This window comes from Anaerolineales bacterium (assembly GCA_016928575.1).
In the GTDB taxonomy this organism is placed as follows: domain Bacteria; phylum Chloroflexota; class Anaerolineae; order Anaerolineales; family RBG-16-64-43; genus JAFGKK01.
In genome coordinates, this window is the sequence record JAFGKK010000024.1 from 41,210 (window position 1) to 57,562 (window position 16,353).

General features: G+C 61.3%; 15 protein-coding genes. 10 read left to right on the plus strand and 5 right to left on the minus strand.

The features are described from left to right. Positions 1 to 180: 180 nt before the first annotated feature. The 6 genes from JW929_03940 (at position 181) to msrA (ending at position 4,273) form a co-directional block, all read left to right on the plus strand. Positions 181 to 687, plus strand: a complete 507-nt coding sequence (locus tag JW929_03940; protein MBN1438539.1) for a DinB family protein — start codon at positions 181 to 183, stop codon at positions 685 to 687. Between the two features lie 344 nt (positions 688 to 1,031). After that, complete coding sequence (locus JW929_03945; protein MBN1438540.1) at positions 1,032 to 1,484, plus strand: peroxiredoxin; 453 nt, start codon at positions 1,032 to 1,034, stop codon at positions 1,482 to 1,484. 249 nt (positions 1,485 to 1,733) lie between these two features. Further along, entirely contained in the window at positions 1,734 to 2,129 is a 396-nt protein-coding gene (locus JW929_03950) for a VOC family protein (GenBank protein ID MBN1438541.1), read from the plus strand. 23 nt (positions 2,130 to 2,152) lie between these two features. After that, positions 2,153 to 2,596: a GNAT family N-acetyltransferase gene (locus JW929_03955; protein ID MBN1438542.1), complete on the plus strand. Its 444-nt coding sequence runs from the start codon at positions 2,153 to 2,155 to the stop codon at positions 2,594 to 2,596. Positions 2,597 to 2,747: 151 nt separating this feature from the next. Next, entirely contained in the window at positions 2,748 to 3,560 is an 813-nt protein-coding gene (locus JW929_03960) for a class I SAM-dependent methyltransferase (GenBank protein ID MBN1438543.1), read from the plus strand. A gap of 158 nt (positions 3,561 to 3,718) precedes the next feature. Next, the gene (gene msrA / locus JW929_03965) at positions 3,719 to 4,273 is read left to right on the plus strand and encodes a peptide-methionine (S)-S-oxide reductase MsrA (GenBank protein MBN1438544.1); all 555 of its coding nucleotides are present in this window, start codon (positions 3,719 to 3,721) and stop codon (positions 4,271 to 4,273) included. A gap of 377 nt (positions 4,274 to 4,650) precedes the next feature. Here msrA and JW929_03970 read toward each other — a convergent pair whose 3' ends face one another. Continuing rightward, positions 4,651 to 7,029, minus strand: coding sequence for a lytic transglycosylase domain-containing protein (locus tag JW929_03970; protein MBN1438545.1), 2,379 nt, complete (start codon positions 7,027 to 7,029; stop codon positions 4,651 to 4,653). Positions 7,030 to 7,459: 430 nt separating this feature from the next. Here JW929_03970 and JW929_03975 point away from each other — a divergent pair, with 430 nt between their 5' ends. The 3 genes from JW929_03975 to JW929_03985 all read left to right on the plus strand — a co-directional run bounded on the left by JW929_03975 (position 7,460) and on the right by JW929_03985 (position 11,633). Continuing rightward, positions 7,460 to 8,416, plus strand: a complete 957-nt coding sequence (locus tag JW929_03975; protein ID MBN1438546.1) for a carbohydrate kinase family protein — start codon at positions 7,460 to 7,462, stop codon at positions 8,414 to 8,416. 135 nt (positions 8,417 to 8,551) lie between these two features. Further along, positions 8,552 to 9,814: an adenosylhomocysteinase gene (locus JW929_03980; protein MBN1438547.1), complete on the plus strand. Its 1,263-nt coding sequence runs from the start codon at positions 8,552 to 8,554 to the stop codon at positions 9,812 to 9,814. Between the two features lie 283 nt (positions 9,815 to 10,097). After that, positions 10,098 to 11,633: a glycosyltransferase family 39 protein gene (locus JW929_03985; GenBank protein ID MBN1438548.1), complete on the plus strand. Its 1,536-nt coding sequence runs from the start codon at positions 10,098 to 10,100 to the stop codon at positions 11,631 to 11,633. Between the two features lie 156 nt (positions 11,634 to 11,789). Here the strand turns inward: JW929_03985 and JW929_03990 are convergent, their stop codons facing one another. The 4 genes from JW929_03990 to JW929_04005 all read right to left on the minus strand — a co-directional run bounded on the left by JW929_03990 (position 11,790) and on the right by JW929_04005 (position 16,158). After that, positions 11,790 to 12,902 (minus strand): hypothetical protein, encoded by a 1,113-nt coding sequence (locus JW929_03990; protein MBN1438549.1) that lies wholly within the window; start codon positions 12,900 to 12,902, stop codon positions 11,790 to 11,792. Between the two features lie 57 nt (positions 12,903 to 12,959). Continuing rightward, positions 12,960 to 14,003, minus strand: a complete 1,044-nt coding sequence (locus JW929_03995; GenBank protein MBN1438550.1) for a hypothetical protein — start codon at positions 14,001 to 14,003, stop codon at positions 12,960 to 12,962. 220 nt (positions 14,004 to 14,223) lie between these two features. Next, a complete protein-coding gene (locus JW929_04000; protein ID MBN1438551.1) occupies positions 14,224 to 15,363 on the minus strand; it encodes a hypothetical protein in 1,140 nt (379 codons plus the stop codon). Positions 15,364 to 15,375: 12 nt separating this feature from the next. Continuing rightward, positions 15,376 to 16,158, minus strand: a complete 783-nt coding sequence (locus JW929_04005; protein MBN1438552.1) for a hypothetical protein — start codon at positions 16,156 to 16,158, stop codon at positions 15,376 to 15,378. On the opposite strand from JW929_04005, the gene JW929_04010 reads away from it, so the two are divergent. Next, a partial coding sequence (locus JW929_04010; GenBank protein ID MBN1438553.1) for a hypothetical protein occupies positions 16,157 to 16,353 on the plus strand: 197 nt, incomplete at its 3' end. The genes JW929_04005 and JW929_04010 overlap by 2 nt on opposite strands.

Consider the following 16,353-nt stretch of genomic DNA (forward strand, 5'->3'; position numbering starts at 1 on the left):
GGATGCGTCCGTCTGCGGATCATCGGGAAAGTGCGTGCCCGCCTCCGATGCGCTTCCTCATCCATTCCGACTCCGCAAGAATGGCCTATAATCCGATGGTCCGTCCGCCGCCTGTCTGAAATCCCGCAAGTCGGCGCGGAAACGCGGACTGTTTCTCGCCGTTCCACCGGAAAGGATACGATGACCCACCCATTAATCGATCAACTTCGGTTTACCCGCAACGAATTCCAGCGCGGGCTGGAGAGCCTCTCGGAGGCCGACGCCGCGCGCCGCCTGCCCCCCTTGAACTGCATCAGCTGGAACGTCGGGCACCTGGCCTGGCAGGAGCAGCTCTGCTTTTTGTACGGAGGCCAAAAGCGGATCCTGCTTCCGGACGTCAACATCGCCTACGCTTACGGCGCCCCCGCCTGCGCTCCCGGCCTGGCGGAGGTACAGAACGCCTGGAACGCCGTCACCGCCGCGGTCGACCCTTGGCTGAATTCGCTCGTCGAAGGCGACATGACGACAATCCTCGACCGGGGAGAGGATTTCGGGCGCTATTCCATCGGCAACCTCTTGCAGCGCGTGATCTACCATTACTGGTACCACAACGGAGAAAACCTGGCCATCCGCCAGGCGCTCGGGCACACCGACCTGCCGCAATTCGTCGGCGACATCGACAACCTGGCGCCGTACCGGCCGGCCTAGCCGAACCGCGGCGGACCTGACAGGTGCGGACCTGACAGGTGTCGACCTGTCAGGTCCGCACCTGTCAGGTCCGCATTTGCGAATCCCGGAAAGCCGGAGGTACGGGTAACGAACGCGCAGAATTAATTATCGATGAGTCCGGCTTTCTTGCCGGAAGAAATTCCGGCTATTTGCGAATTATGGACACGACCCTCCGAATAAACGGCTTTGCTTTAATGTATATTTTTAATGGGTTGAAAAAGAACCAGCTCCCGCTTACCCCAGACTCGCGTCTTAATCCGCCGGATCCGGTACGCAGACATGGGGAACGGGATGCCAGAGCGAACTCATCCAAGGAGGCCGCCATGAATGCCAGAAAACTATCTATCGGCGATCCGGCCCCGGATTTTGTACTCCCCGGCGATTCCGGCCGGGCTGTCAGACTGTCGGAATTCCGCGGCCGGCGCGTCATCCTCTACTTCTACCCGAAAGACGACACCCCTGGTTGCACCGCCCAGGCTTGCGGATTCCGAGACCAATTTCCCCGGATCGAGGAACAAAACGCCGTCGTGCTGGGCGTAAGCCCGGACGGCCCCGAATCCCACCGGGCGTTCAGGGAAAAACACAACCTGCCCTTTTCGCTCCTGACGGACGCGGATCACCGCGTCGCCGAATCCTACGGCGCTTGGAGCGGGCTGGGGATCATCCGCAGCCATTTCGTCATCGACGAGCACGGCAACCTGGCGGATATTCAAATCTCGGTCAGCCCGTCCGACAGCGTGGAACGCGCGGCGAAAGCCGTCGGCGCGGGAGGATGACGCACGGGCCGTCGGAATGGAAAAGTTGGGATTTAGTCCTTGCCAGGGGCGGCGCTGAAATCTCCGGGGCGGCGAAGCAGTTCCCTTTTTCCAGAAGAACTGGGTCGCTTCTTCGCGGCGGGGCGGAACGTCGCCGCCCCCGCCGCTCTTCGCAATGACATCGTTCGTTCCATTTCCCGGGTGGTGTTTGGTCGTTCTTTCCTTGGCGTCGTGCTACAATCCTGACATCCTTCCAGGAAAATCATCTCCATGAAGCCTCTACTGCAGAAACCGGATTGCGTCCGCCTGCCCGTGCCGGATCTGGAATCCGGACTTTCTTTCTACCGCGACCGGCTCGGGCGCCAGCTCCTCTGGCGCACCGAGGACTCGGCCGCCCTGCGCCTTCCGGATTCCGATTGCGAGCTTTTGCTCTTCACGCGCGGACCGGACGAGGCGCTGGATTGGCGGGTGGATTCCGCGGACCGGGCCGCCGATTCATTCGCCGCCACGGGAGGCTCGATCGCCATGCCGCCCTTCGACATCCCCGTCGGCCGCGCCGCGGTGGTCCGCGACCCGTGGGGCAACACGCTTGTCCTGCTCGACTTGAGCAAAGGTACGTTCGTCACCGACGCCGAGGGAAATGTCACCGGTGTGAAGAAAGCCTGAGGCCGACCTGCGCCGGGAACGCCATGGAAGAGATCACCCTGTCCGAAGAATCCCCCAGCCCCGCGGAATACGCTGCCCTGCGAGCCCTGGTCGGATGGCGGAACCCGGATCCGGCCGCGATCGCGCCCTCGCTTCGCAACTCGCTCTACTGCGTCTGCGCCCGCTCGCAGGGAAGAATGATCGGCATGGCGCGCATCATCGGCGACGGCGGATTGACCTTCTACATCCAGGATGTGATCGTCGCGCCGGACCGCCAGGGCGAGGGAATCGGCGCACGGCTGATGGAGCGCGCCATGGAATACATCCGCCGCACCGCCGCGCACAACGCGGTCGTCGGATTGATGGCCGCCAAGGGCAAGGAGGAGTTTTACGAACGCTACGGATTCACCCGCCGCCCGAACGGGGAGCTCGGCGCCGGAATGACTATCTTCTGGAGAAACCCTGACCTCCCTGCCCCCCTCACGTAAGCGCTCTGTCGGTCAAAAACCGTCTGCGCGCCATTGGAGGACAGGTCCCGTTGGCAGAGTGCCGCCCCCTCTCCCGCCCCAAATCGGGAGAGGGGGCGGGAGTGCTGGGGAAGCACAGGAAGCGGGAAGCCCAAACGGCAAGGAGCGCATCATGCCCGATCCGAAAGAAAAGGTCCGTCTCACCGCCGAGCAGGAAACGCTGATGATCACGCTCTACTGCAAAACCCTCGCGGCGCCGAAGGGGGCGTTCTCCGACGCCGAGGCGTGGAGGGTCGTGGAGCGGATCGATTACGATTTCTCGCGCCTGAAGCTCAAACCCGGGACGCGTCTGACCGTCTTCATGCGGGCCAAGCGCCTGGACCATTACGTCCGCGGGTTCCTTTCCCGCGCGCCGGACGGAATCGTGCTGCACCTCGGCTGCGGGCTGGATACGCGCCATGCCCGCGTCGACAACGGCTCCGTCCGCTGGTTCGACCTCGACCTCCCGGACGTGATCGCACTGCGCCGGAAGCTCTTCGCCGAATCACCCCGCTACCGCATGATCGCCTCGTCCGTCACCGATTTCCGCTGGCTGAAGGAAATCCCCCGCGGCAAACCGGCGTTCATCGTCGCCGAAGGTTTACTGATGTATCTCGCCGAGGAAAAGGTGAAGGAACTCTTGCTCCGGTTGCGGGACGCGTTTGCGGGATGCGAAATCGCCTTCGACGCCTTCAGCACGCTGACGGCTCGGAACATCAAGCGCGCCGACGTGCTGAAGACGACCGGCGCCACGGTCCGTTGGGGGATCGACGATCCGAAATGGATCGAAACGTGGGCGCCCGGGATCCGCCTGAAGGAAGAATGGACCTTCATGCAATCGGAAGATATCCGTAAACTGGGGGCGGCCAATTTTCTGATGTTCAAGCTGGCCGGACTGTTCCCCGCGGCGGCGAAAGCGCATCGGATTCTGTATTATTCGCTGTAGACCGCGATCGAGAAAAAATGAAACACTACATAGAAAATCCACGGAGAATACGGAGCGGCACGGATTTTCATTCCGTGGATCTCCGTGTCCTCCGTGGATAACGCCGGCATTACCGTCGTTCTAAATGTACGCGCCGGATGAAAAATGAGGCCTCAATGATCGACAAACTCGAAACCGCCACCTTCGCCGCCGGCTGCTTCTGGTGCGTGGAAGCGGTGTTCCAGGACGTGCGCGGAGTGGAACGGGTCGCATCCGGATACGCCGGCGGGGAAAAAGCCGATCCCACCTACGAGGAGGTTTGCACCGGGACGACCGGGCATGCCGAAGCGGTGCAGATCACCTTCGACCCGGCGGTCGTCTCCTACACCGACCTGCTCGACATCTTCTGGCACACGCACGATCCGACCACGCCCAACCGCCAGGGCGCGGACGTCGGAACGCAGTACCGCTCGGCGGTTTTCTACCACGACGAGGCACAGAAGCGGGCGGCCGAAGAGGTGAAACGGAGGATCGAGGAGGAGCGGCTGTGGCCCCTGCCGATTGTGACCGAGATCGTTCCGTTCACGGCTTTCTACCCAGCCGAGGATTACCACCAAAATTACTTTAAAACCAACCCGCACCAGATGTACTGCGCGCTGACGATCAATCCGAAAGTGCGGAAATTTCGGATCGCCTTCCGCGAGAAATTAAAGAACCCGGGGGATTATCCGTAGCGTAGGTCAGGTTGGCCGCTCTGGACCAAGAATATTCCGGGGCGATAGAATCCGTCATGGGACTGTCCGGAAAGAACGTCACGCCGTCTCGGGATCGTCATCCCGGGCTAATCCCGTGGCAGGTGCCTGCGCTTGCTTCCCTGGAATATTAAGGTTCCCGGTGATGGGGAACCGGAACAACCTTGGAGCGAGAGGCCCGTTAAGGTCATCTAGTGGCCAAGATCCTGGATTCCCGCCAAGACCACGCGGGAATGACGAACAAACGACTGCATGGAATTAACCCATCGAGCAGTTCGCTTGCTTTATAGCCAACCCCGTCCCAAATTCGAATGGAAAAAATGGATCTCCGCTAAAAACACCCCTTGCGAAATAAACCCTTACCCCGCCTGGTACAGATCGGAATAGATGACGTAATTCTCATACACCCGCCGCACGTAATTCCTCGTCTCGTCATAGCGGATCACTTCGACGAAAAGATCGTCGTCGCCTCCGGCGAGGTCGCGCCAAAAGGATGCACTGCCCGGTCCGGCGTTGTAGGCGGCAAGCGCCTGGAACAGGCTGCCGCCGAAGGAATCCCGCTGGGCTGCGAGATAGGCCGCCCCGAGCTGGACGTTGATCACCGGCCGGTAGAGGTCGCCGACGGTCAGGCCGGCCATCCCAAGCTCGGCGGCGACCGCCTCGGCGGTCGAGGGGATCAACTGCATCAGCCCGTGGGCGTTCGCGGCCGAGGCGGCGGAGATCCCGAAGAGCGATTCCTGGCGAACCAGTCCGAAGAGCAGCAGCGGGTGGAGCGAGAAACGCGCCGCCTGGGGGACGATCAGATCCATGAAGTAGGGGCCGAAGCGGACGTGGTTGAAGTAGGCCGGCGCGGCGAGAGTCTGCGCGTCGTTCAATCCGGCGGCGTCAAGCACCTGGCGCGCGGCCTGGGTCGCGCCCGGATAGTAGCCGATCGCCTCGAAGCGGCGGCTGAGGTAGAGCGAACCGGCCGGATCGTTCGCGGCCGAAAACCACAAACCATCGAACTCCGCCCGCGCCTCGTCGTACAGACCGATGTCCCATAACACGCCGCCGCGCGCCAGGCGGGGATCGTTCTTCACCCCCGCGTACCGTTGTTCGATCGGTTGATCCGACGCGAACACCGACTGGACCCAGGCTTCCGCCTGCAGGTATTCGGCGTCGAGGTCGAACGCCAGGTTGATCTCGAAGCTGCGGGAGAAGGCGCGGTTTCCGGCCAGGATGTCGGCCGCCCGTTCGGAATAGTAATCGGTCGGCGAGGCGGCTGCGGCCTGCTCCAGCGCGGACCGCGAGCCCTCCGGATCCCCGCGCATCCCGCGCGCCTTGGACGTCCAGAACAGCGCCCGGGAGCGGGTCCAGCCGTCGCCGGAGGAAGCGCCCGCCGCCCACGCGGCTTCCGCGCCCGCGTAGTCCCCGAGCCGGTAGAGGGCAATGCCCGCCAGATGCCGCGCCTCCGCGGCGCCGGAATCGGCCGGGTAATCCTGCGCCATGCGGGTCCAGAGTTGCGCGGCCAGGGTCAGTTCCCCACCGCGCTCGGCGATCCGCGCGGCGGTATACAGCGCTTCCGGGGAGCGTGGGTGAGCCGGTATCGCATCCGCCAAGCCGGCGAGAATCGAAACCGCGCCGGCGGTATCGTCGAGCCAAGCCCAGCGGGTATACGCCAGCTCGAACAGCGCCGAATCCCAAAAGCCGGTTTCAAGACCGAGCGCCGCCGCGGCCTCGAAATCCGCCGCCGCCTCCCCGGGCCGGTCGAGAGCGCGGGCGGCCAGGCCGCGGAAGTAGAGCGCCTTGGCCGGTTCGGCGGGATCCGCCGCGAGGTAGTCGGTCAGGACAACCAGCGCCGTGTCGTGCACGCCCGCGTAATAATCCACGATCCCGCGGATCAGGTTGTCGACGGAGCGTCCGGCGTAGATCAATTCCGAAAGGCACAGGAAGGCGTCGTACGCCGCGGGGTACTCGAGCGCCGCCTCGTAGCGGGCGTAACCCTCCTCCGCCCGCCCGAGGGCGATCAGCGCGCCGCCGATCTTGCGCTGCAGCCGCGCCTTGGCGTAGGTGCTGGTCACCCCGGCCAGCACTTCCTCGTAAATGGGGATCGCCGCTTCGGCCTGTTTCGCGCCCGAGAGCGCGTCGGCCTCCTTCTCCAAGAGCCGCAGCCGGTTGGCCGGATTGGAGGCGTCCGCCGCGGCGGCATACGCCTGGACCGCCTGATCGGTCCACCCGCCGGCGAGCGAAGAATCGCCGACCCGCTCCTGGACGAAATCGTTCAACAACCCCGGGGCAAGCAGGAGAAAATTCTGATACGCGGCGACCGAGGCGGCCCAATCCGCCTGCGAAGCGGCGACCTCGCCGAGGAGCAATTGGGCGCGCCCGGCGAAGGCGCCCGCCGGATATCCGCCGATCAGGCTCTCCAGCATCGAACGCGCGCCGGCGAGATCCGCGGCATGGTACATCGTGCGCGCCAGGAAAAACGCCGCGCGTTCCGGCTCCGCTCCGGCGGCCAGCGCCGCCTGGTAGTGCGCCGCCGCGGCGGCCCAATCCCCGTTGAGCAGGGCGCGGTCTCCGAGCAGGAGGCTTTCATTCAAGGACGGCGTGGCGCTCGGCGCGACCGTCGGTGAGGGGACGGCGGTCGCGGTCAAGGTCGGCCCGGCCGCAGTCGCCGCATGCGGAATCTCCGCGCGCGGAAGCGCACATGCGGAAAGCGCGAGGAGGAGTGGAAATAAAAACGGAAATCGGCGCGTCATTTTCATCTCGTAGTGTACTTCACTCGTCCGGCATCCGCGGGGGAGAAATCCTCCTTCCGCCCCTCAACCGGCCTCCCGTCGCTTCGCTCCGGGACAGGTTCGGCCGCCTTCTCCCAGCACCTGCCCTCGCGCCCGCCCTCGGCATGGTTTTCGCCGGGGGAAGCAGGGGTATGCTGAAAGAAGGCCGGGCTGAGGGCGGCACTGATGATCCATCACGGAATAGGAATTTCGACGCACTCCTTCGCCTTTTCAGGGTTCAGGACGGCTTGGAACAGAGAGAGGCGGCCGGGGCTTGATCGGCTTCCGATACATTCCCTTGTCCCTCTCCGACGAGAAATTGACCCTCCGATTTTGACAAAGCCGCCTGCGCATGTTACCATACTCCCGCGGCGCTCTCGCGAAGGGAGCGCTTTTTGCGCGGGAGCAGAACATGAACATCGTCCTCACCGGATCGGTCGCCTTCGACTGCCTGATGACCTTCCCGGGCTTGTTCCGCGAGCAGATCCTACCCGAGAAGCTGGATTCGCTCAGCCTCTCATTCCTGGTCGACGGCCTAGCCCGCCATCGCGGCGGGACCGCCGGCAACATTGCCTACACGCTGGCCCTGCTCGGCGAACGGCCGCGGCTTATGGCGACCGCAGGCATGGATTTCGGAGAATACCGCGCCGCGCTGGAAGCGGCCGGGGTGGACACCTCGCTGACCAAGCAGTACGACGATTGCTACACCGGATCGTTCTTCGCCACCACCGACAAGGCCAACTGCCAGCTGGCTTCGTTCTATCCCGGCGCGATGGGCCGCGCGGCGGAGTTGACCTTGCGGGACGTTTCGCCGAAGCCGGACCTCGCGGTGATCTCGCCCAACGATCCGGCGGCGATGGTGAAGTACGCCCGCGAATGCCGGGAGCTCGGCCTGCCGCTGATGTACGACCCCTCCCAGCAGGTCGCCCGGATGGACGGCGCGGACGTCGCGGCGGGAATCGACTCCTGCCGGATCCTGATCTGCAACGAATACGAGTTCGGGCTGATCTCCAAGAAGACCGGGCGCAGCGAGGCGGAGCTGGAAGCGGGTATCGAGACCGTGATCGTGACCCTCGGGGAAAAAGGTTCGCGGATCAAGGCTGGGAATTCGCAATTCGAGGTTCCGGTCGTTCCGCCGCGGCGGATCGCCGATCCGACCGGGGTGGGCGACGCCTTCCGCGGCGGCCTGCTGAAGGGAATGGCGCACCAAGCCCCATGGGATACCTGCGGCCGGCTGGGGGCGCTGGCGGCGACCTATTGCCTCGAGGAAGTGGGCACGCAGAACCATCAATATGCGCGCGCAGAATTTCTGGCGCGGTACGAGCAAGCGTTCGGAAAAGACAATACGGTGGAAAAAATTCTGACCTGACCCTTCCCCTCCATCCCCTGCCTCATCTCCTCCCCTTCACCCCTCCCCTTCTCCTAGCGTAAGCCAGGAGAAGGGGAGGGGACGGGGACGGGGTTGAGGAGGGATGGGGGTTAGGACAGCACTCAAGGAGCCTGCATGAAACGCGAATTCGACATCAAGAACCCCAAACTGGCGGACGGCGGCCGTCTGCGGATCGAATGGGCCGAACAGGAAATGCCCGTCATGCGCCAAATCCGCGAGCGGTTCGCCAAGGAGCGCCCGCTTTCCGGGCTGCGCATGGCCGCCTGCCTGCACGTCACCACCGAAACGGCCAACCTCCTGCACACCCTCCAGCTGGGCGGGGCGGATGTGGTGGTGTGCGCCTCGAACCCGCTTTCCACCCAGGATGACGTCGCCGCTTCGCTGGTGACGCATTTCGAGATCCCGGTCTTCGCGGTGAAAGGCGAGGACCACGCCACGTATTACCAGCACATCTACGCCGCGCTGGATACGCACCCGCACATGACGATGGACGACGGCGCCGATCTGGTGTCCACGCTCCACAAGGAACGTCCGGATCAGTGCAAAGAGGTGGCCGGCGGGACGGAGGAGACCACCACCGGCGTGATCCGGCTCAAGGCGATGGCGGCCTCCGGGGCGCTGCGCTTCCCGGTGATCGCGGTCAACGATTCGATGACCAAACACCTCTTCGACAACCGCTACGGCACCGGCCAATCCACCATCGACGGGATCGTGCGCGCCACCAACGTCCTCTTGGCGGGCAAGACCTTCGTCGTCTCCGGCTACGGCTGGTGCGGCAAGGGCCTGGCGATGCGCGCCCGCGGGATCGGGGCGAACGTGATCGTCACCGAGGTGGATCCGGTGGCAGCGGTGGAGGCGGTGATGGACGGCTTCCGGGTGATGCCGATGGACGACGCCGCCCCGATCGCCGACTTCTTCTGCACCGTCACCGGCGACGTCAACGTCATCGACGGGCCGGATTTCGAGAAGATGAAGGACGGCGCGATCGTCGCCAACTCCGGCCACTTCAACGTGGAGATCAACATCCCGGCGCTGGAAAAAATGGCGAAGAGCAAGCGCAAGGTGCGCGAATTCGTCGACCAATACACGCTTCCCAACGGCCGCAAGGTCAATCTCCTGGCCGAGGGCCGGCTGATCAACCTGGCCGCCGCCGAGGGACATCCGGCGAGCGTGATGGACATGTCGTTCGCCAACCAGGCGCTCAGCGCGGAATACATGGCTCAGAATTCCGGCAAACTCGAGAAAATCGTCCACCGCCTTCCGGAGGAACTCGACCGCGAGATCGCGCGGATCAAGCTGGAAGGCATGGGCGTGCGGATCGACACCCTCTCCGCCGAACAGCATAAATACCTGACTTCGTGGGAAGAGGGGACGTGACTCCTCCCCTGCCAAAGGGCTGTTAAAAATTGGTTGGATCGCGTTTCTAAATTATTCCATCCAGTTAGTTGTTCGTCATTCCCGCGTGGTTCCAGCGGGAATCCAGGTTTTCTGCGGCCTCATGCCCGCTAAGAACACCCCCGTTCCGAGGGCAGGCGCGGGCATAACGGTCCACAGACGGAGTTCGGCGGCCTTCCCGGCCGCTTTGTTTTTTACCGGGCACCGATTGCGTTTTCCGGACAATTGGCGCACAATTGCTCGGAAACCCCGGAAGGATAATCGCATGACGCAAAGCGCAGAAAAGAAGATACCGGCGCTATCCCGGTTTCCCATCCGGGAAATCCTCCTCTGCGGATTCCTGGCGGCCTGCGCCCTGCTTCCCTCCTCGCCCCTTTTCCAGCGCTTCCCGTTCCGGGATTCGGGCGCATTCCTCTACACCGGCTGGCGGATGCAAGAGGGGGAAGTGCCCTACCGGGACGTGTGGGACCATAAACCGCCGCTGATCTATTTCATCAACGCGGCCGGCCTGACGCTCGGCGGCGGATCGGCTTGGGGCGTATGGGCGCTCGAATGGATTTCGCTCGGCGCGGCCTGCCTGCTGGCGTACCGCCTGCTGAAGCAAACCTTCGGCCCGTGGCCGGCCGGGATTTGCCTGCCGTTGATGCTGGGCGCGTTTTTCGTTCTGGCGATGGGCGGCAATCTGGCTACCGAATATGCGCTTCCGATGCAGTTCGCCTGCCTCTTCCTGGCCGCGGGTATGGGCGATGACCGGCCCGAACGCGGCCGGATGTTCCTTCTCGGTATCCTCGGCGGCTGCCTGTTCCTTTTAAAACAAAACCTGATCGGGATCCCGGCCATCGTCGCGGCGTACCGGATTCTGTCGTCGCTCCGCCGCAAACAAGGAATCTCCGCCCTGCGCGAAACAGGCTATGCGGCGGCCGGCGCCGCCCTGGCCTTCCTCCCGGCGCTGGGCTATTTCGCCGTCCACGGCGCGCTGACCGATCTTTGGGACGCGGCGTTCCGCTACAACTTTTTTTATGCCGAGACCGGAGTTGCGGCCGCAGGAAAAAGCGTCGTCCGCGGGCTGGAAGCCGTCTCGGAAGCGGGTTTCGGGATCCTGGGTTGGATCGGTTGGTCGGCGGGAGCTTGGCTGTGGGCGCGCGGCAATGGGATCTTCCGCACTTCAGGCGGCTGGCTGAAGGCGGCGCTTTTCGCATTGCCGGTCGAACTGCTCCTGGCCGCGCTTCCCGGCCGGGTGGAGACGCATTATTACTTGAGTCTACTTCCGGCGTTTTCGGTCTTCGCGGCGCTCGCGCTGTGGGCGCTGCTGCGCGGCGCGCGGTTCCACGAGCTGTCTTTTCCGGCGCGGCTCGCCGGCGCCGCGCTGCTCTCCGCGGGGTTGTTCGCCGCCTCGGCGCCGGCCATGGTCACGCAGGCCGGCGCCTGCCGGGCCAACGATTATTCGGACGTGACGGATTATTTGCGCGCCAACAGCACCGCGCAGGACGGCGTCTTGTTCTGGGGCGCGGAGGCGGGGTTGAACTTCGCCACGCAGCGCGCGAGCCCGACCCGGTACGCGTATCTATACCCGCTCTACCATTCAGGATATGCGCAGGAGGCGGACGCCGCGCGGTTCTTCGCCGGGGTGCGGGCCGATCCGCCGTTGTGGATCGTCGATACCAAGAATCCGGTGACGCCGTTCCTGGAAATCCCCGCCGGCGGAGCGGCCCAGGCGGAATTCCGGGAGTGGTTCGAAGGCAACTACGCGTTTGCGGCGGAGATCCACGGGTGGAGATTTTACAGACGGAAGAGCTCATAAGCGACGACCAATCCGCCTGCATTACATAACCGAAGCGGTCCCCGCTTTGAACACATACGCTGCGCGAATGTCGGAGCGTAGATGATGGGCCGTGCCGATTCTGCATTTTTCTTTACGCCGAGGCGGGCTCTACGCCCGTCTCGGCGTTTCACCCCCCTACCTCGTACACCCGTCGATCTCCGCCGAGTTGCATAGCGTCGAGATCAGGATATAGACGGTAAATTTGCTGCCTTCTTTCTCATATCCATGGCCCGGATAAATATGGGTATTGGCATTCATCCAATTCGGCTCCAACCTTTGTCCGTTGTAATACTTCGCCGGGTTTACCATCACACTCACTCCGACATACCACACCCCGGGAAGGTCCATCGGCGCATTGAGCAGATCCAACCGCAGGTAGGTTATTCCCGGTGCGTCCAAGTCGGCGTTGAAAAATCCTGTCCCGGGAGTCATCTGACTCAGGTTGGTCGCCGTCTGACAGCGCGCATTCTTCATCCCCGGCCGCTCGATCAGACACGCGCCCTCCAGCGTCGTCCAACCTTGGGTGTACCAGTTGATAAACTCGCCGTACAGCGCCAGCACCCGCTTCCCCGCCCCCTCCACCGGATCCTGAGCCCTCACCAATGCATGGGTGGGGATATCTTCCGGACGCGGATCGCCCTTCAGGAATTCGAACCCGGGATTTGCCGCGATCAGCGCGTCGATCTGCTCCTCGGTATAAATAAAATCTTCGCCGACTGTTGTGTACCCTTCCGGCGTCCAGGTCCCCAACGACCACTCCTCCGGAAACATGTAGCGAAGGGGATATTCTTTCACCGCCAAATAATCGATATTCCAACCAAGCCAATCTAATGTTTCTTCCGATGGTTCCAGCCAGACCTTCAACGAATTACCGATGATTGTCCGACGGACCGGCTCGCCTTTCACCTCCACGCATTTTCTGACCTTCGTCAGGAAATAATGCGGCGGGCAATCGTCATCGTATCCCCTCCGGGTTCTATCCTCGACGCACTCCTCCACCTCGACCGGCGCCCAGTACGTGACCGTCATCGGCAGGGATGCAATTTCCACCGTAATGCTCACACCCGTTTGCTCCTCCATGTCCTGCCCGATGACAATCGGGTATTCCGGGGTCGTCTTTTTCGCCAGTGTGATTTCAAAGCCAAACTCTTCTTTATCCGGAAAAGTAACTTTCACCGGATACCCCTCACACGGGTCTGCCGCCTGCGCCCGTGCCGGTGCGGTTTTCATCAACGCAATAAAAAACAAACCCGTCAGCAGAGACCATTTGTTTATTTTCATTTCGCACCTAAGAATTGAATGTCACTACAACTCTTTGCTACAAAACGTGTAATCGGATATCTCGTTGAATATCCTAACTCGTGCTACTCGCCCAAGCTCCTCTTCGCCCAGATACGCATACGATTCCCAAATTTGGTTTTCGATATCCGGAGTCTCCCACCATTGATATTCGGCCATTGGCGTTTTTCCCGCAAAAGAAGGATGTTCAATACCAATTCCATAATACTGGTTTTCACCGGTGGCGTATCTTAGTTTTTCATATAATACATTAATTATTTTCCCTTCGATATCATACAGGATTATCCACGAAGGAAATGTGTAAAATGGTTGATATTCAACACCGGGAGGGATGTTTTTGCTGTCGAAGCGTATCGCCATAATGGATCCGCGGATTTCGTACTTCACCTTTTCCGGCAGCGGATGGTACCCCTCATAGATCGTCGGCGAGTATCCACGCCAAGATAATTTTTCGTATATCTCATCCCAGCGCAAGTAAAAGGCTTCGTAATTGTTTATCCGATACCCCAAATGCGGCGGCGGAGTGTCCAATTCCCCCCATTCCCCCGGACAATTCGATTGACCGCCGCTGCAATAATTGGAAAGGTCAAATGCGATCACCCCAACCTCTCCCGGATATAGGACGCAATTCATCCTCTTATCGTCTGAGCCGGGTTTGACATAAACGTCTTCCAAAATATGAAAGTAATATCCTCTGGATTCCCACCATCCTTCCACCCCAAGCCGCAGCGCCCACTCCATTCCCGGAAAGATCATCGCCTCGCTGGTATTATTACGCATCTCGGCCATGAATATCGTCCCCAGCGGGCCCTCGGCGAAGGTCACGTTCAGCAGTTCCAGGTCCGGCGCCGGGCCCGGGCTGGCCGTCACCACCGGCTCGACGGTCGGGATCTCCATCGCGGTCGGGGTCGGCGTGGGCACCCCCGTCGGCGTCCTGCTCGGCCGGGGCGTGTTCGTCGCCGCGGCGGACGGATTTGCCGGCCCAGCCGAGCAGGCGGCGGTTGCCGCCAGAAGAATGCACACGATGCTGAGGACGCCCTTCTTGTTCATTATCACTCCCAGTAGCTATCCGTCCCAGCTTTTTCTCGCTTGATCCATCACACTCCCCCCTGGGCTCCTCCAATTTCTGAGTGCGGTTTCAATTCCCCCATCCCCGAAGGGATGGGGGGAAGTGCGCTTGGGGGGTGGAGGGAAAGTGGTGTACCATATCGGTATATCTATGTGTCATAAGACCGAGGCGGTCTTAAAGACCGCCTCGGTCTTTTCATTTTCACATCGTGCATCCGTCGACCTCCGCCGAGTTGCAGAGGGTGGAGATCAGAATGTAGACGGTAAATTTGCTATTATCTTTCCTATATCCATTGCCCGTGTCCATATGCAGGTTCGCGGGGGATGGTTCCGTCCTGGTTTCATGATAGTACTTCGCCGGATTTACTTTGACGCTTACCCCGATGAACCACTCCCCGGGCAGATCCATCGGGACCTGACGCAGATCCAGCCGAATGTAAGTAATACCCTCCGCGTTCAGGTCGGCATTAAACAACTCCGTCTCCGGCGTCGTCATGCTCAGGTTGGTCGCCGTCTGGCAATAGCCGTCCGTTATTCTGTTGTCCACCAGGCACGGTCCGTCCGCCGTCGTCGGCGCCCCGGTGTACCAATTGGTGAATTCTCCATAGAGCGCCAGCACCCGCTGCGCCCGCGCCGCGTCCGTCGTGGGGTCCTGCACCCTCGTCAGCGCATAGGTCGGGATGTCCTCCGCGCGCGGATCGCCCTTCAGAAACTCGAATCCGGGATTTTGCGCGATGATCGCGTCGATTTGCGCCTCGGTGAACATGAAATCGCTGCCGACCGTCGTAAAGCCCTCCGGAGTCCAGGTCCCCAGCGCCCACTTCTCCGGAAACACGTAGCGCAGAGGGTAATGATTATCATCATCCGTACTCCATCCAAGCCACTTACGCGTAACCTCCGCAGGCTCCAGCCACACCTGCAACGAAGCTCCGATGATCGTCCGGCGCACCGGCTCGTCTTTCACCTCCACGCATTTTCTGACCTTCGTCATGAAATACTGCGGCGGGCAATCGTCATCGTACCCTTTCCGGTTTTTATCCTCGACGCATTCCATCACCTCGACCGGCGCCCAATACGTGACCGTCATCGGCAGGGATGAGACTTCCACGGTCAGGTCCACCCCCGTCTTCTCCTCCATGTCCTGCCCGATGACGATCGGATATTCCGGGGAGATCTTCTTCGCACCGGTAACCGCGAAACCATATTGTTGCTCGTCGCCGGGAAATTTGACAGCAACAGGGTATTCTTCGCACGTAATGTCTTCCTCTGCGTACACAATCACAGGCTTCAGCGCCGCAATGGAGAGGAGGACAATCCACAGGCACGATTTCATCTTTTTCATATCGCATCCCCCTCAGCCGTGTTGACTTTGCAGGTCTTTATAACAAAAATTGAAATCCGCCAACTCGTTGAACACCCTGATGCGGGAGATCCTCCCCCAATCCGCTTCGGACAAGTCCGCCATCGGTTCCCACCACTGGTTGTCGATCGTCGGTGTTTCCCATGGCATTTGTATCTCCGCGCCTCCGATTCCGTAGATGTGAATTTTTCCGGCGAATCTGGATGTCTTTTCAAACCGTAGATCCGTACGTAAGATGTTTATGATTTTCCCCGCCTCATCATAAAGGATTATCCACGATGGATCGAGATAAGCGGTTCGCAGATCCGGAAGCGCGATTTCCAAATCGTAGTTTATCACCATATTTTCACCCCGGATTTCATACTCCAGGTTCTCCGCCGGCGGGTGGTACCCCGGGTGGATCTCCGGCGAATACTTATAACCCTTTCTTACTCCTACTTCATATATATACTCCCAGCTTCGGTAGAAGGCTTCATAACTTATCAGCCGCATGCCGAGCTGGGGGGGAGGACCGGATAATTCCTCGCTTTCAACTTTACAAATATTTCTATCCGAACACTCTAAGGAAATGCTAAACATCGCCACGCCCGTTTCTCCCGGATAGAGCAGACAATTCATCCTATCCGCCTGTATCTCGGGTTTTAAATACACATCATATTGATGATGATAATAAGGATAATATCCGCCACCCACCCATTTCTCCAATCTCAGATGCAGCGCGTCTTCCCGCCCCGGGAAGATCATCGCCTCGGCTGTGTTGTTGCGCATCTCCCCCATGAAGATCGTTCCACTCGGACCTTCGGCGAAGGTTACGTTCAGCAGTTCCAAGTCCGGCGCCGGGCCCGGGCTGGCCGTCACCACCGGCTCGACGGTCGGGATCTCCGTCGCGGTCGCGGTCAGGGTCGGCACCCCCGTCGGCGTCCTGCTCGGCCGGGGCGTGTTCGTCGCCGCGGCGGACGGATTTGCCGGCCC

Bases quoted from the DNA above. Each gene is read 5' to 3' on its own strand.
- JW929_03970 (MBN1438545.1), bottom strand. From the start codon at position 7,029: ATGACGCGCCGATTTCCGTTTTTATTTCCACTCCTCCTCGCGCTTTCC.
- JW929_03950 (MBN1438541.1), top strand. From the start codon at position 1,734: ATGAAGCCTCTACTGCAGAAACCGGATTGCGTCCGCCTGCCCGTGCCG.
- JW929_03985 (MBN1438548.1), top strand. From the start codon at position 10,098: ATGACGCAAAGCGCAGAAAAGAAGATACCGGCGCTATCCCGGTTTCCC.
- JW929_03975 (MBN1438546.1), top strand. From the start codon at position 7,460: ATGAACATCGTCCTCACCGGATCGGTCGCCTTCGACTGCCTGATGACC.
- JW929_03940 (MBN1438539.1), top strand. From the start codon at position 181: ATGACCCACCCATTAATCGATCAACTTCGGTTTACCCGCAACGAATTC.
- JW929_03945 (MBN1438540.1), top strand. From the start codon at position 1,032: ATGAATGCCAGAAAACTATCTATCGGCGATCCGGCCCCGGATTTTGTA.
- JW929_03995 (MBN1438550.1), bottom strand. From the start codon at position 14,003: ATGAACAAGAAGGGCGTCCTCAGCATCGTGTGCATTCTTCTGGCGGCA.
- JW929_04005 (MBN1438552.1), bottom strand. From the start codon at position 16,158: ATGGGGGAGATGCGCAACAACACAGCCGAGGCGATGATCTTCCCGGGG.
- JW929_03960 (MBN1438543.1), top strand. From the start codon at position 2,748: ATGCCCGATCCGAAAGAAAAGGTCCGTCTCACCGCCGAGCAGGAAACG.
- JW929_03980 (MBN1438547.1), top strand. From the start codon at position 8,552: ATGAAACGCGAATTCGACATCAAGAACCCCAAACTGGCGGACGGCGGC.
- JW929_04000 (MBN1438551.1), bottom strand. From the start codon at position 15,363: ATGAAAAAGATGAAATCGTGCCTGTGGATTGTCCTCCTCTCCATTGCG.
- JW929_03955 (MBN1438542.1), top strand. From the start codon at position 2,153: ATGGAAGAGATCACCCTGTCCGAAGAATCCCCCAGCCCCGCGGAATAC.